Raw genomic sequence first — 15,388 nt, 5'->3', positions numbered from 1 at the left:
ATTATGACAAAAAATAAACGCCCGACGTTACAAGATATTGCCGATTACCTTGGTATCACGAAAATGACCATCAGCCGCTATTTGCGCAATCCCGATTCTGTGGCGAGTGGCACACAAGCGCGCATTGCGGAAGCCATTGAACGCTTCGGCTATATTCCTAATCGCGCACCGGATATTTTGTCCAATGCTAAAAGTCGGGCGATTGGTGTGTTGGTGCCGTCGTTGACTAATCAGGTGTTCGCCAATGTGATTCGCGGTATTGAGCAAATTACCGATAAAGCAGGTTATCAAACCATGTTGGCGCATTACGGTTACAGTGAAAAGAAAGAGGAACGACGTATTGAAAGCCTACTGTCTTATAACGTAGACGGCATTATTTTGTCAGAAAGTCAGCATTCTGAAAAAACTAAAAAAATGCTTAAAGTGGCGAATATTCCGGTAATTGAAATCATGGATACCACCGAGGTTGGTATCCAACAGGTTGTCGGTTTTGATAACATCGCCGCGGCACAAGCGATGGTGGAAACTATGATTAATCGTGGGTATCGCAACGTAGTCTATTTTGCGGCACGTCAAGATAAACGCACGCGTTTACGTCAGCAAGGCTATGAATACGCCATGGCAAAGCATCAGTTAACACCACATGTGATCGCCACTAAAGAACATTCTTCTTTTACGCTAGGCGGCGATTTGTTGCATCAGGCACTTGAAACATTTCCGCAAATTGACGGTATTTTTTGTACCAATGATGACATTGCCATTGGCGCTATTTTTGAATGTCAACGGCTAGGCATTCAAGTGCCCAAGCAAATTGCTGTTGCCGGTTTCCACGGACATGATGTAGGTCAATCTATCACGCCGCAACTTGCTACGGTGATTACACCTCGTTTAGACATTGGGCGTGTTGCTGCACAGGAATTACTGGCGCGAATTGATAATATTCCCGCGCAAAGCGCTATCATCAATTTAGGCTACCAGATCCATTTAGGGGAAAGCATATAAAAGTGCGGTGGTTTTTTTAGACGCTTTAAAACACTTGCAGTATTACGGAGCAAATGTACAAAACGCTTGCTGAGCTTGTCGAAGTATTAGTTTTGTGCATAGGAAAAGCTGAAATTACTTACACTTCGACAAGCTCAGTGACCGTAATTTCAGCTTTGTGCAACTGCTACATAATTTCGAACACTTGAAAAAACAGACTGCACTTTTTTGTTTTAAGAGAGATAAGGCTTCAGCGCCTGAATACAACGTTCAACCACTTCGTCAAAAGACGTATTAATATCAATAGGAATCACATCAGGTTCATCTGCACCCGGTACTTCCAGCGTTTCAAACTGACTTTTCAGCATACTTTCTTTCATGTAGTGCCCTTTGCGTTGGCGCATACGTTCCAAAATTACATCATAAGAACCGTGTAAAAATAGGAATTTTACATTGCTGTTGCCGTCACGAATTTGATCACGATATTTCTTTTTCAGTGCCGAACAAACAATAATGCCAATCTCGCTTTTATGTTCCAAGCTAAACGCCGCATCCCGAATGCGCTCCAACCAAGGTGCGCGATCTTCATCGTTCAATGGATGGCCTTCTCCCATCTTAATGATATTGGCGCGAGGATGCAGATCGTCTCCGTCAATCAGTTTTATCCCCAGACGATGCGCGACTTCCGTCCCCACGGACGTTTTACCGGTGCTGGATACCCCCATTAAAATAAAACTTTTACCTGCCGCCATGTGTTTCTCCTTCTCTGATTTTTAATAGACTTAGCTTAGCGCAAAAATGTTATCGGTAACAATCTTTTTGGACTATAAAGTGTCCGTTTTTGAAGATGAATTAAGCATAAATATATTTTTTGTGATTGTGATCACAGTTCTTAATGATGTCTATTTACCAATATTGCCATAAAAGGTATGTTACCAGTAACATTTTTTAGCATGAGGACGAATTATGTTAATTTTCATCATGATCGCAGCTGTACTTTTATTACTGCTACTCATCATTAAATTTAAAATGCACGCCTTTGTCGCATTGGTGTTAGTCAGTTTATTGACCGCAATTGCCGCGGGTATTTCCGTTGACAAGATTTTACCGACGCTATTAACCGGCTTCGGCAATACGTTGGCATCGGTTGCCTTGTTGGTTGGTTTGGGGGCCATGATTGGGCGTTTACTTGAAGTGACCGGCGGAGCAAAAGTGCTTGCCGATACCTTAATCAATAAATTTGGCGAACAAAAAGCGCCTTTTGCCCTTGGGGTTGCCGCCTTATTATTCGGTTTCCCGATTTTCTTTGATGCCGGTTTGGTGGTGATGTTGCCAATCGTCTTTAGCGTGGCAAAACGCTTTGGTGGTTCCGTCTTACGTTACGCCTTTCCGGTCGCCGGTGCCTTCGCCGTCATGCACGCCTTTTTACCGCCGCATCCCGGCCCGGTTGCTTCCGGAGATTTGCTTGGTGTAAATATGGGGTTGATGGTGCTTGTCGGGTTAATTTGTGCTATTCCAACTTGGTATATCGGGACATATTTGTTCAGTATGTACATCAGCAAAAAATTCTTTGTGGAACTGCCGAAAACCTTTTTGAATAGTTCTGCTATTAGCGAAACTTCCGTTCAAAACCCGCCACCGTTTGGACGCGTATTATTTATCTTGGTTTTACCGATTTTCTTAATTTTGTTTGATACCGGTTTAAATACGCTCAGCGTAGCAAAAGTCATCGACGGTTCAGCCTTGTGGGTGCAAAGCTTGCGTTTAATTGGTAAAACGCCCATTGCCTTATTGATTACGTTGTTAATCGCCATTGCTTTATTGCGTGGTGAACGTAGCTACGAACAAATCGAAAGCCTCTGCAACAGTGCGCTCGGACCAATTTGCTCCATTATTTTGGTCACCGGGGCTGGCGGTATGTTCGGTGGCGTATTACGTGCCGGCGGTATCGGCGATGAATTGTCCGCCATGTTATCCAATACCGGTATGCCAATTATTATTGCCGCCTTTATTATTTCCATGGCATTGCGCGTGGCACAAGGCTCGGCAACGGTAGCATTAACTACCGCCTCCGCATTAATCGCACCGACCGTTGCTGCGGCGACTGATCTTAGCCAATTGGATTTATGCTTTATCGTGATCTCCATAGCCTCCGGCGCCACGGTGTTCTCTCATGTGAATGACAGCGGATTTTGGTTAATGAGTCGCTTTTTGGAAATGGACACCAAAACCACGTTAAAAACCTGGACTATGTTGGAGACCTCAATCGGCTTTGTCGGTTTTATCATTGCATTAATCGGCAGCATTATTTTCTAATTCTTCCTGTTTTACTAAAGCGCATCTTTTACGGTGCGCTTTTTTATGGAAAAACATCGGAAAAAACCACCGCACTTTTTCTTCTTTTCCCTTTCCTTCATTGAGTTTTTACCAAAACTCGTTATAATTTCGCCTGTACAAAAAAACAGTATTTGTGAGTAAAAATAATGGATTTCGCAGAATTATTAGATGGTTTAAACGATAAACAACGGGAAGCGGTGAGTGCGCCGTTGGGCAATTATTTGGTGTTGGCGGGCGCAGGGAGTGGTAAAACCCGTGTTTTGACGCACCGAATCGCATGGTTGATTGGTGTTGAAGGTGTCTCCGAAGGGAGCATTATGGCGGTGACCTTCACCAACAAAGCTGCCGCAGAAATGCGTCATCGTATTGAATCCGTCTTGTCCGACGGCAATCAGCGTTTGTTTGGTATGTGGGTCGGCACCTTTCACAGTATCGCTCATCGACTTCTGCGTGCCCATCATCTTGATGCGGATTTGCCGCAAGATTTCCAGATTTTAGATTCGGAAGACCAATTGCGTTTACTCAAACGCCTCATGAAATTACATCATTTTGACGAAAAAAGTTTCCCGCCAAAACAAGCCGCTTGGTATATCAATAATAAAAAAGACGAAGGCTTGCGCCCGAATCAAATTGACGATCATCACGATCGTCAAGAACGCGAGTGGATTCGAATTTATCAGATTTATCAAGATGCTTGCGATCGTGCAGGATTGGTGGATTTTGCTGAAATTTTATTGCGCTCGTACGAATTGTTTTTACATAAACCACTGATTTTACAACGTTACCAACAACGTTTTCAGCATATTTTGGTGGATGAGTTTCAAGACACCAACAAAATTCAATATGAATGGATTCGTTTGTTGGCGGGCAAAACCGGCAAAGTAATGATTGTGGGCGATGACGACCAATCTATTTATGGCTGGCGTGGTGCAAAAATCGAAAATATTCAGTTATTTTTAAAAGAATTTGCCAATGCAGAAACCATTCGATTAGAGCAAAATTACCGTTCCACTATGAATATTTTGCAAGCGGCGAATGAGCTGATTTCCAATAACAACAATCGACTAGGAAAAAATTTGTGGTCGGAAGGTAATCAAGGTGAGCCAGTAGGCATTTATGCGGCTTTTAACGAATTGGATGAAGCGCTGTTCGTTGCCTCACAAATTAAAACTTGGATTGAAGACGGCGGCAAACTGAATGATTGCGCCATTTTATATCGCAGTAACAGTCAATCACGGGTGATTGAGGAAGCGTTAATTCGTTCACAAATTCCGTACCGTATTTATGGTGGCATGCGCTTCTTCGAACGTCAGGAAATTAAGGATGCATTGGCCTATTTGCGCTTAATTGCTAATCGCCAAGACGATGCCGCCTTTGAGCGCGTTATTAATACGCCACCACGGGGCGTTGGCGATCGCACGTTGGACACCTTGCGTAATCTGACTCGTGAACATCAAATCACGTTATGGCAAGCCACAAATTTGGCGTTACAGGAAAATAAACTGGCAGGCCGCGCCGCGACCGCCTTACTTCGCTTTATGGAGTTAATCAATTCTCTGCAACGGGATACGGAAGAAATGCCGTTGTTTGCACAAACCGATTTTGTTATTAAGCATTCCGGCTTGTATGAAATTTACAAACAGGAAAAGGGCGAAAAAGGCGAAGTGCGCATTGAAAACTTAGAAGAGTTGGTCTCTGCCGCCCGCGAATTTATCAAGCCTGAAGAGGCGGAAGACATGACAGAACTTACAGCTTTCTTGACGCACGCCTCGTTAGAAGCCGGCGAAGAACAAGCGGCACCGCATCAAGCTTGTGTGGAAATGATGACCTTGCACTCGGCAAAAGGCTTGGAGTTTCCACGAGTCTTCATGATTGGCGTGGAAGAGGGATTATTCCCAAGTTTCCGCTCTTTTGAAGAAGCCGGGCGTTTGGAAGAAGAACGTCGTTTGGCTTATGTGGGGATTACCCGTGCCAAACAAAAACTCACCATTTCTTACGCAGAAAGTCGTCGTTTATATGGCAAAGAAGAACGTCATTTGCCTTCTCGTTTTATCACAGAATTACCACCACAATGTTTGCAGGAAATCCGTTTACGTGGCACCGTTACACGCGCCTTGAATCAAGCCAAAGTAGGTAGCGTTTCGCCGAACGCTAATGAAAGCGAATGGAAAATGGGGCAAAAAGTGAAACATGAAAAATTCGGTTTTGGCACGGTGATCAATGTAGAAGGTGCGGACAATAATTTGCGCTTACAAATCGCTTTCCAGAATCAAGGGATAAAATGGCTGATTGCTCATTTGGCGAAGTTGGAGAAAGTTTGATTTCCGGTTATCCATAAAATAAAGTGCGGTCAAAAAAACATTTAAATTTTTGACCGCACTTTTTTATTCATGCCGCTTATTTGGTTTCCGGCATTTCCGGTGTTTCGGATTCTTCCAGAGTTTCATCAGGAATCGAGTTTGGAACCATTGCTACCATCATAACAAACTCTTCCCAAGATAGCATATTGCCATTGAGGTTGATTTTGTTGTTTTCTAATTTAGCATTGAGTTTTATGCTTTTATCATCAACCACAAACAACGGAGTGCTTTCAGCGAGTGATAAGAATTCACGTAGTGTTTTCTCTGCTTCTTTCTCCGGAGTTTCCTGCATGGTGACATTGGTATCTAGACGTTTTGCTTGAGTAATAAAATCTAAAATTGCAGGGTTATCTAAATTAATGTTTAGAGCAAATTGCTTAAACATTTCTAACACCTTATTAGATTGGATTTTAGCCTGTAAATCACCCGGTGCAAATTCAATATCTAAATCGGCACTGAGTTTCCCTCCCTTGTTCGATAATTTGAAGGGGGCAATTTTCACTTGAGGCTGTTTTTGGGAAAGTTCTATAAATGCCTGGAATACTTCTTCAGATGGAGTATCTTGTTTTTTATCGCTCTCGGCAACCTTGGCCGCTTCAGTGAGAATAATATTTAGCGGTTTTGCCGCCAAGTGATTAAATTGAATATTAAAAATACTGTCGTTGATAGAGAAGTTTTCTTGACTATCGGAAACAAAACGTATTCCGCCGAGTTTGTAAGTGAAGTCATAATCAACAAAGTTATCTTTTATTTTGCCGTTAATGTCTGATTGAATATCTTTCATTTCTAACAAAATATCTTTGTCATTATCTTTGGCGCTAAATCGCATATTTGCAAGTTTAGTGCTGTAGTTACCAACGATAATTTTATCCAGTTCGGCTGATGCGCGATCCCAATTTAGGGAGGTTTGTGAATCAGTAAATTCAAAAATTCCATTTTGGAGATCGTTTTTCTTCTCATTTTGGATTGTTTGTTCCACCTTTGGAAAAACTAATTTTGCATAAGGAGAGAAAATATCCACTTTCCCAAAACCGTTTTCATCAATGTCATAATTGGCCGTGAATTTCCAGTCAATGTCTCCACCGTCAATATGTGTATTGACTTCAGAATTCAGATTTCCTGACACCTGTTTGTTATAGCTCATGGAAAAATTAGAATATAGTGGGCTTTTTCCATTTTTACCAAACCATTCTTTATTTTGTTCGGTTTTTGTGACTTCGGTTTCTGTTGAAAACATCACCGGTGTAAAGTTGAATTGGCTAAGTTGATTTATTGGTAACGGGCCATGGTAAAGTTTGCCGTTAAATGGGACTGTGTTGATGTTATCGCTTTCATTAGATGAGAAAACGAGCTCATAGCTAATATTAGAACTAAAAAAGCCGCGTTGAAATTTTGCGTTATCAATTTTTACAGTTCCAGTAGATTTCACATTTGGTGTGCTAAAAAAACGATCTAACTTTTCGTTGATTTGGTTGATTTTCGCGTGAAATTGTTGTTCTGCCGTTTTGCCGGAATACCAAGTCACGCCAGCCCAAGCTCCCCCTAAAACGGCGATTATACCTAATGCCACAGCTGATTTTTTCATATTTAAGTTCCTTATTTTGGTTAGATGATCAAATTTTACGCATTCTATCATATTGAAATTTAAACGAATAGATATAGAAGTGCGGTCACAAAAAAATCTATTTCTGAACGTTGACTATGCCAACAGCGCCGACGCAACAAATAAATGACATAAGTGATTTATGAGTATTTTAAGATGCACTTTTTAAGGTGTTTTTTCTTGAGCGGCAATTCGCCAAAAGGTCGCAAATCTTGGTTTTCCTTTGTTAGTTAAGCCACGATATTTATAAGTAATTTGTGAACCGACTGGCGGCGGATTGATTCGCTCCTCCAGTTTGAATCCCGAACCAATTTTAAATTGACCTAGATGATTTTCACAGGTGAGCGATCCCATGACATTTTCAAATTGTCCTTTACCGGCATGATGAGCAATGACCGTACATTCTTCATCAAGTGCGGTCTTTAGTTTAAGAATTTGTGTACTGCGTTTTCGTTCATAAGGTGCGTTTGGGTTACGGATGATCACTCCTTCGCCTTTCGTTTGTTCAACCTGTTGTAAAAATTGTTGAATGTGTTGCGGATTTTCGATGGGAATCTGCGTAATGATTTCAATAGGTGCTGAAGGATGCTGCGCTAAGTAGGCTTTTAATTGGTCTAAGCGTTCAAATAAATTGCCGTTGGCATCAGGAACATCAAACACATGAAGCTTTAATTTATGCCAACCTTTATCCTGTTGAGAGCGAACAATAGAGGAAATTTCTGCAAATTGATCACGTTGGCTAAACAATTCTCCGTCAATGGCAAAAGGAGGAAATTCGGCTAAAAAATCTTTTGGTGGCGATAGTGTTACTCCCCCACGGGTAAAGAGTTGTTTGCCGTCCCAGTAGCCACGAACACCATCTAATTTTTCGCTCATAACCCATCCTGTCACATTCTGGTTTTTGTAGGATTCTAATAGCATTAGGTCAGGTTTTTCTGCGTAACAAATAAGATGAAAAAAGAGTAAGGCAAAAAATGAAGTGAAGTGGCGCATATTACGTTCCTTTAAATAAAAAGAAGATTAGCGACAGGGCAAAGAGACAACCATGAAAAGACAAGATTTTTGTGAAGCAGATCGAAGATAAAAGAAAAAAGAATAAAAAAATACGCCTTGCGAGGGCGTATTTTAGGCATATTTTGATGGAAAGTGCGGTTAAAAAAATAAACGTTTTTTAACGCCGATGACATCAACGACTCAGTCAGGAGGAGATAAACGAATGACTGAGCTTATGAATAAACACCGGGGAATTACTTCTCTTTTAAGTAACCTAGCCATTCTTTTAGCAATTGCATATTTTTCGTCATGGCGCCGGCTTGAGGAATAAAATGCATCATGTTGAGTTTATATTCTGTCGGTGTAAGACCTTCACCGACGCTTGCCGGCAATACTTGAAATCCTTGTTCTTCAAATAATAATTTTGCCCGTTGCATATGCCACTCGTTGGTGACCAAAATAATTTTATTAATGCCTTCTTTTTCCAGAAGTTGACGGGTAAACAGCGCATTTTCTTTGGTGGTTAAGGATTTTTCTTCCAACCATTGCGTTGGCACATTAAAGAAATCTTGTAATTCTTGCATCGATACCTTGGCTTCAGAAGCACCCGTTGGGCTAATACCACTGATTAGCAGCGGCAATTGGGTTTCTTTTTGTAAATAAGCGGCATAACGTAACCGTTCCAATTGAACAGCAGAAGAGGCGAGAGGCGCATAGAGTTCTTTACTATCACGCACGCCACCGCCAAGCAACACAATGGCCTGTGCTTGTCTGTAGTCATTTAAGGTTAAATGATCCTCTGTGATTAAACTGTCCTTTAGCGTTTGCGCGGTGTAAGGAATACTTACAACGTACAAAATGGCTATTCCTAAAAAAGCACAAAGGCGGCTGAAGACTTTGCATTTAAATAGAGAAAAGAAAAGGGATAACAGCCATAAAATTAACACATTAAATGGCGGTAACATCATGGCGGTGAGCAGTTTTTTAAGTTCGAACATCATGCTTTATAAAACTCCACAAAATCCATTGCTTTGGTCCACAAATTTGCGTAGCCGGTATTTTTGCCGTAGGCGTTATCACATACGACGTTTGGGATTTCCAACAGGCAGGAAAAAATGTGGCCGTGTAAGCGGGTAGTCGTAATTTTGTCATAGCTTAGGAAGTTTTTTGCCACTCGCTTCACAATGCGTAAGGTGTAGCTTTTCCAGAATTGATGCACAACATCTTTTAGCCAACAGATATTGTTACGATTGGCAAATTTTGCTAAACGCCAGCTTATCGCTAGTACGATGTCATCCCGGCCGGATAAAATGTCGTCCCAATCTTTAATATGGCTACCGACGGGTAATTGCGCCGTGATATTTTTCTCAATATCGCTGGCTTCAATATCTTTGCGTAAGAAATAAAGAGATTGTTCCATTTTGGTATTTTTTGTCGGTAACGTGCCGTACAATTCATGTGCCATGTCAGGGGATAAATAAACGTGCGGAGAAAATTTTTCAAAGACGTTGGCGGTTCTTTCATCCCTCGCCAATAGATGACAATCGTTATGCTGCATGAAAAGTGCGGCAGATTTTTCCAACGTTTCTTGGTTTTTATAATAAAGGGTTTGTGGCAACACAATCACCCGATTATTCGGAAATGTCTGTACAATCGTTTCCCGTAAATTTTGATGCTGTGGATAAAGATCACCAAAATTACCTCCACCGTGCAATAAAATGGTCGTATTTGGCGTGATTTTACGTTTTATTTCCGTAAGATCCATGTCGAATTCGCTACGTTTTAAAGTAACGTTAATGCCGTGATCGACAAAAAACTGCTCCGTTCCATGATAAATCAATAAATCACCCACGTTTAAATGCAGCGGGTAATCTAGATAAAAAACATCATTTTTATCTTCGATTAAGCCTGCAATGGGAGAAAGTTTATTCTTTAAATCAATAAGTTGTTGATTCATCTCATCACTCTTTTCTTTAAATAGCTAAATAAAAAATCTTTTTCGGCTTTGTTTAATCCCACAAATAAAATGACCGAAATTAAAATGGTTTCTAAAAGGACGGCTTCACCCACAAACGTCCAAAATGAATAGGTATGTTGTGTGTCCGATAAGTAAATTAAGCCCAGCAATAAGGCGAAAATGATGCTGATATTCACTAAGTATGAGGCAAATTCTTTGCGATTAAATTTGATTTTTTTGTTAATAAAATACAAACGATAAATTTGCATAATGACCATGATGCCGAATTTCCCAATAAAAGCATATACGGGGTTATAGCCAAGCGTGAATAAATAATAGGCAAGCGGCACGGTACAAAGATCGATGACGGCCAATACGATATTGTATTGTTTAATGCTATTTGTGCCGATAGCCAATGCCGTCATCCAAAAAGAACCTGCCATGGCACTGATTAAGGAACAGACAATGGTAGCCTGTACTAATTTTTCGGCATACATTGGTACATGATCGCCCAACCATAATGTTAGTAATGTGTGACTAAAATACAGTACTGGTGCAGATAAAATGGCAATTAAATAGAAGGAATATTTTGATGTGCCTAAAATCAGTTTTTTGTTGCGATCGTAATCTTTCGCAGCATAGGATTGTACTAACTGTGGGTTAAATGCCACTTGGAAATTATTCACAAAACTATACACGGCGGTATCTACTTGGGTCGCAATTCCCACAGCTGCATTAGCGGCAACGCCAAAGAATAGGTTGGTTACCATATTTAAGCCTTGCGTAGAACCGACATAGGCCAATTGTCCCACCAACATCCAGCCGGAAAAGCTCATCATTTCTTTAGTTTTGGTAAAGTCTTTTTGTAGGTGAAAACGGGTTTCGGCATGAAATGCTTTGCGGGTAAATCGGAAATAAAGACTAAATACCGCTATACTGACGCACAGTAATAATAAACTGTAAGAAATGAGTTTGTCGTAATGTTCAAGCTGCATCAAAATGAAAATGGCGCTCAGTTTTAGTGCGGTTTCCGCTAAGCCCAACCAAGCATAAAATGACATCTTTTCATGAGCCACAATCATGGCGTTAAACGGCACTTTAATGATTTCAATGAGGGCAATAATGAGGGCAACTTGATAAACGATATTGGCCGCTTGCATACGGTTGGCCGGGATGATGAGTTTATGGTTGAGAAACCAAAGCCCAACGGTTTCTGCCAAAATGACCACGACCAACATGATAAATAAGTGATTGATAATACTTATGTTAAAGACTTTATTGACACGGCTTATATCGTTTGATGCTTTTTCTACATTAATGAATCGTTGGGAGGTGGCCGTCATGGTGCCATTAAAGAAGGAAAATAAAATTACCACGCCCATAACGATGTTATAAATCCCAAAGTCTTCTACGCCCAATACGCGCAACACAACACGCGAAATATAAAGCATCGCGCCCATGTTGAAGAGCATGCGGATGTAAAGAAACAGCGTATTTTTAGCAATGGTTTTATTGGACATGGTGAGACATTGAGTTTGTGTTTTTACCGTAAAATAGGTGGGGGATTATAGTTTTCTTTAGTATAATCGGCAATCTTTTATGCAACTATTTCCCCTTAGCATAATCAAACAGAAAATAGGTTTTAATTGAGATAATTATGAATAAATATTTGATTTCACTAGATAAAGATGTTCAGCGTCGTGAGCTGTTTTTTGCTCAACCCGATACCGCAGATTTTACTGTGTTTTCGGCCATTAATACCATGCAAAAAGAATGGGATGAGTTGGCAGAAGTGTTCAACCCAACGAAGTTTGAACAGCATTATGGACGCAACGTCACAAAAGGCGAGATTGGCTGTACATTAAGTCATTTGGCAGTTTATTGTCAGATTGTAGAAGATCAAAATGTGACGGAAAATGAATATGCTTTAGTCTGTGAAGATGATGCGCTATTTAATGCGAATTTATCCCCAAAAACGACCGCACTTTTAACTGAAAAGTGTGATGCGGATATCGTGTTAATCGGTCAATCAAAAATTGCGGAATTTAATGATGTGGAATTAGAAATTAATTATCCGACAACTTTCTCGTTTTTACGCAAAACATTTGGCGATGTCACTGTGGCTTATCCATATAAAAGTTACTTTGCCGGTACGGTGGCGTATTTAATTAAAAAATCGGCTGCCCGTGCATTTTTAACGGTGTTAGAAAACGAAAAACCGTTTTGGCTTGCCGATGATTTCTTGCTATTTGAAACGCAATTTCAGATTAATAACAACGTGGTTCGCCCGCTTGTGGCTATTGAAAATCCACAGTTAGTGAGTAATTTAGAAGCGATTCGCGGTTCAAAATCCAATAATTTAGTGAAGAAATTAATTAAATATCCGTTCAAAAAAATCTTAGCGGTGAAAAAGAATTTAGGAAAATAACGTAAAAATGACCGCACTTTTTAACCTTTTTTATCTTTACGATCCTTGGTTGTTTCATGTCGTGCGAATGTCCTTTGTCGCGGGCTTGGCAGCACTGGTTGTTTTGGCTTATCAGTACATTAAAAAGCAGAAACCGCAAGGCATCATTTTGCCTTTAGACAGTCTTGCTGTTTTAGGCGGATTGATCGTTTTCAGTGTGATTCCGTTATTGCTTAATGGCACAAAAGATCTTTCTGTTATCACCATGTATGTGAAAGAATTGATTTTATTCCTCTTAGGCGTGGGACTGTATAATGCGTTTTATTCCAATGCAAACGGACAACAACGAGTTGTGAGAGATTTGCAAATTGGTGTTGTGGTGCAATTTGCAGTGGGCATCATTGGCTTGCTCGGCGCATCATTTATGATCGATTTCTTGCTTTCGACCAATGCGGTGTTACCTACACGTTTTTATGGTTCAGAGCAGGAATATCGCTTATATAACATCACCGCAACCGCCTTTTTCCAACTGAGTTTATTCTATTTAATGCTGTTGCATTTCTTACTGGCTTACAACGCTAAACATAATACACTTCCAAGTATTTTAGTGTTTTTTATGCTATGTATCGGATTAATTTCAGGACGTACATTCCTTCTGTTATCCGTTGTGAGCATTTTAGTGTATTTCAAATGGCGTTATTTGCCGTCACTGATTGCATTTGCGGTTCTCGTATTGTTATTGGCGTATTTTTTACCCGAGAATCCTTATGTGGCACATGCTTTAGAACCGGTGATCAATTTATTACACGGTGCAGGTTTTGCGAGTTCTTCAACCGATACTTTGATGAAAAACCACCTGTTCATGCCAACGCTTAAACAGTTTATTTATGGCGATGGCATGTATATGACAGGGCAGTTAGAAGTAGGCCGTTATTATGGTCATACGGATTCCGGTTTCTTACGTCAGATTCTTTATGGTGGCGTATCTTATGCCTTAGTGTGTTTTGCCGTGACATTCTATTTTGTGCGCAAAGTCGCCTTAAATTGGTTTGATGGCAGCTGGAAATTTATCCTTTCTGCCTTTGTGATTTTGGCATTTTGTAACATCAAAGCAGACACCTTTGCTTTCCCTGGCATTATGTTTGTGATGTTGATGTTCTTATCGCTTTTTGGCACTCACGGTAAACAGCTTATTTTATTTAAACAAAAGGAGCCGAAAGATGTTTAGTATCATCGTGCCTTCTTATAATCGAAAAGAAGAAATTCCTGCGTTATTGGAAAGTTTAACCAAGCAGACCGCCTATAATTTTGATGTGGTGATTGTGGATGATTGCTCGAAAGAACCTGTTAAAGTCACGCAATCGTATCCATTTCCAGTTAAAGTCATTCGTAATGAAACTAATCAAGGGGCAGCGGAAAGCCGTAATATCGGCGTAAGAAATGCCGATAATGAATGGTTGTTATTCCTTGATGATGACGATCGTTTTGCAAATGATAAATGTCAAAAATTGGCAGATGTGATTGCCGAGCATGCTGATGTTAACTTTGTTTACCATCCGGCAAAATGCAAAATGGTGAATGAAGGTTTTACCTATGTAACAACTCCAATTGAGCCGCAAGAAATTAGTGTAGATAGAATTTTACTGGCGAATAAAATCGGCGGCATGCCGATGATTGGGGTGAAAAAAGATCTGTTTTTAAAAATAGGCGGATTATCCACCGCACTTCGTTCATTGGAAGACTATGATTTCTTATTAAAACTCGTGCTGGAACCCACATTTAAGCCATATAAAGTGGCAGAACCATTGACCTATTGCACATTCCATACCAAGCGTTCTAGCGTGTCAACCGATACAACCAATACGCAAAAAGCGATTGATTATATCCGTGAAAATTATGTGAAAACGGTAGAGCAAGAAAAGAATTTTGCTATTAACGCACAATATATGTTGGCTTACCCACATATTATGAATTTATCCCGTAAAGCGGCTTTTTACTATTTTGAGATTTTTAAATTAACGAAAAGTATTAAGCAGCTAATCATCGCTTTGGTAGTTTTAATCACCCCGAAATTAGCAATTAATGTGAAACGATTTATTTCGTAAGTATATGGGCGGCTTTATTCCGCCCATGCCATCATCTAATTCCCAAATGCATTCTCAAGCGTATCTACTTCCAAGCGACCTTGTTCAATCCGGATGCCTTTGGCGATTTTTTTGATCATAGCGTCTCGTGAGTTGCGCTCATCTAACGTGTAGATTGGGGTACTGCTTAAATAATTTGCTACGCTGGTTGTGAGTAAGGGAACTAAGCTTTGCACTTGATCCATATATTGCTGCGGAGAGCCGGACCAGTTGAGTATGCGAATATCTCTTAAATAAATGGCACCTTTTTGAGGATCGTAATAAGGCACGGTGTCGAAGGTTAGGTTTAATTTAGCGGGAAATTGATTGTTTGGCAGCTTAAATAAGCCGTCAACAATACCGCTGAGTTCTAGGCGTTTTTCTGCGGTTTGTCCGATTTTTGCGCTAAAGTCATGTAGCTTGTAATCTACGCTGGCAATACCAGGAATGCCATAGTTGCTTTGGTAATTATTGTTGCGGGCTAATAATTGGTTAATTTCAGTTTCTCCGATGGCTAATGCGAAGGCGGAAGAGGATAGGGTGAATGTGAGAAAAAACGTCGCAAAAAGCGTGAAAAATTGACCTTTTAAACGTTGAAACATGCTTGATTCTCCAAATAGATTGAGG

General features: G+C 40.4%; 13 protein-coding genes. 6 read left to right on the top strand and 7 right to left on the bottom strand.

Annotation, left to right across the window (positions count from 1 at the left end; genetic code table 11):
* Positions 1-3: 3 nt before the first annotated feature.
* Positions 4-1,002 carry a gluconate operon transcriptional repressor GntR gene (gene gntR / locus EL144_RS09125; RefSeq protein WP_005704064.1) on the top strand — a complete coding sequence of 333 codons (999 nt, stop codon included), beginning with the start codon at positions 4-6 and terminating at the stop codon, positions 1,000-1,002.
* A 212-nt stretch (positions 1,003-1,214) separates the two neighbouring features.
* Here gntR and EL144_RS09120 read toward each other — a convergent pair whose 3' ends face one another.
* Positions 1,215-1,733, bottom strand: coding sequence for a gluconokinase (locus tag EL144_RS09120; protein ID WP_005704065.1), 519 nt, complete (start codon positions 1,731-1,733; stop codon positions 1,215-1,217).
* A 214-nt stretch (positions 1,734-1,947) separates the two neighbouring features.
* Between EL144_RS09120 and EL144_RS09115 the strand changes: the two genes are divergently transcribed.
* A complete protein-coding gene (locus EL144_RS09115; protein ID WP_005704067.1) occupies positions 1,948-3,297 on the top strand; it encodes a GntP family permease in 1,350 nt (449 codons plus the stop codon).
* Positions 3,298-3,464: 167 nt separating this feature from the next.
* Positions 3,465-5,639 carry a DNA helicase II gene (uvrD, locus tag EL144_RS09110; RefSeq protein WP_005704070.1) on the top strand — a complete coding sequence of 725 codons (2,175 nt, stop codon included), beginning with the start codon at positions 3,465-3,467 and terminating at the stop codon, positions 5,637-5,639.
* A gap of 76 nt (positions 5,640-5,715) precedes the next feature.
* Here uvrD and EL144_RS09105 read toward each other — a convergent pair whose 3' ends face one another.
* The 5 genes from EL144_RS09105 to EL144_RS09085 all read right to left on the bottom strand — a co-directional run bounded on the left by EL144_RS09105 (position 5,716) and on the right by EL144_RS09085 (position 11,751).
* Positions 5,716-7,263: a YdgA family protein gene (locus EL144_RS09105; RefSeq protein ID WP_050332822.1), complete on the bottom strand. Its 1,548-nt coding sequence runs from the start codon at positions 7,261-7,263 to the stop codon at positions 5,716-5,718.
* 183 nt (positions 7,264-7,446) lie between these two features.
* Positions 7,447-8,274: a DNA ligase gene (locus EL144_RS09100; protein ID WP_005704074.1), complete on the bottom strand. Its 828-nt coding sequence runs from the start codon at positions 8,272-8,274 to the stop codon at positions 7,447-7,449.
* A gap of 254 nt (positions 8,275-8,528) precedes the next feature.
* A complete protein-coding gene (locus EL144_RS09095; protein WP_005704075.1) occupies positions 8,529-9,272 on the bottom strand; it encodes a YdcF family protein in 744 nt (247 codons plus the stop codon).
* On the bottom strand, positions 9,272-10,231 hold the full coding sequence (locus EL144_RS09090; RefSeq protein ID WP_005704076.1) for a polysaccharide pyruvyl transferase family protein: 960 nt from the start codon (positions 10,229-10,231) through the stop codon (positions 9,272-9,274). Before EL144_RS09090 ends, EL144_RS09095 begins: the two co-directional genes overlap by 1 nt.
* Positions 10,228-11,751, bottom strand: coding sequence for an MATE family efflux transporter (locus EL144_RS09085; RefSeq protein ID WP_005704077.1), 1,524 nt, complete (start codon positions 11,749-11,751; stop codon positions 10,228-10,230). Before EL144_RS09085 ends, EL144_RS09090 begins: the two co-directional genes overlap by 4 nt.
* Before the next feature lie 137 nt (positions 11,752-11,888).
* On the opposite strand from EL144_RS09085, the gene EL144_RS09080 reads away from it, so the two are divergent.
* The 3 genes from EL144_RS09080 to EL144_RS09070 are packed head-to-tail and all read left to right on the top strand — an operon-like array spanning position 11,889 to position 14,743.
* On the top strand, positions 11,889-12,659 hold the full coding sequence (locus tag EL144_RS09080) for a glycosyltransferase family 25 protein (protein WP_005704078.1): 771 nt from the start codon (positions 11,889-11,891) through the stop codon (positions 12,657-12,659).
* 7 nt (positions 12,660-12,666) lie between these two features.
* Positions 12,667-13,866 (top strand): hypothetical protein, encoded by a 1,200-nt coding sequence (locus EL144_RS09075; RefSeq protein WP_005704079.1) that lies wholly within the window; start codon positions 12,667-12,669, stop codon positions 13,864-13,866.
* The gene (locus tag EL144_RS09070; protein ID WP_005704080.1) at positions 13,859-14,743 is read left to right on the top strand and encodes a glycosyltransferase family 2 protein; all 885 of its coding nucleotides are present in this window, start codon (positions 13,859-13,861) and stop codon (positions 14,741-14,743) included. Before EL144_RS09075 ends, EL144_RS09070 begins: the two co-directional genes overlap by 8 nt.
* A gap of 35 nt (positions 14,744-14,778) precedes the next feature.
* Here EL144_RS09070 and EL144_RS09065 read toward each other — a convergent pair whose 3' ends face one another.
* Entirely contained in the window at positions 14,779-15,363 is a 585-nt protein-coding gene (locus EL144_RS09065; RefSeq protein WP_005704082.1) for a DUF1439 domain-containing protein, read from the bottom strand.
* Between the last annotated feature and the right edge of the window lie 25 nt (positions 15,364-15,388).

Origin of the sequence: Aggregatibacter aphrophilus ATCC 33389, assembly GCF_900636915.1 — a bacterium.
Classification (GTDB): Bacteria; Pseudomonadota; Gammaproteobacteria; order Enterobacterales; family Pasteurellaceae; genus Aggregatibacter; species Aggregatibacter aphrophilus.
This window is presented reverse-complemented; position numbering and strand designations above follow the sequence as displayed.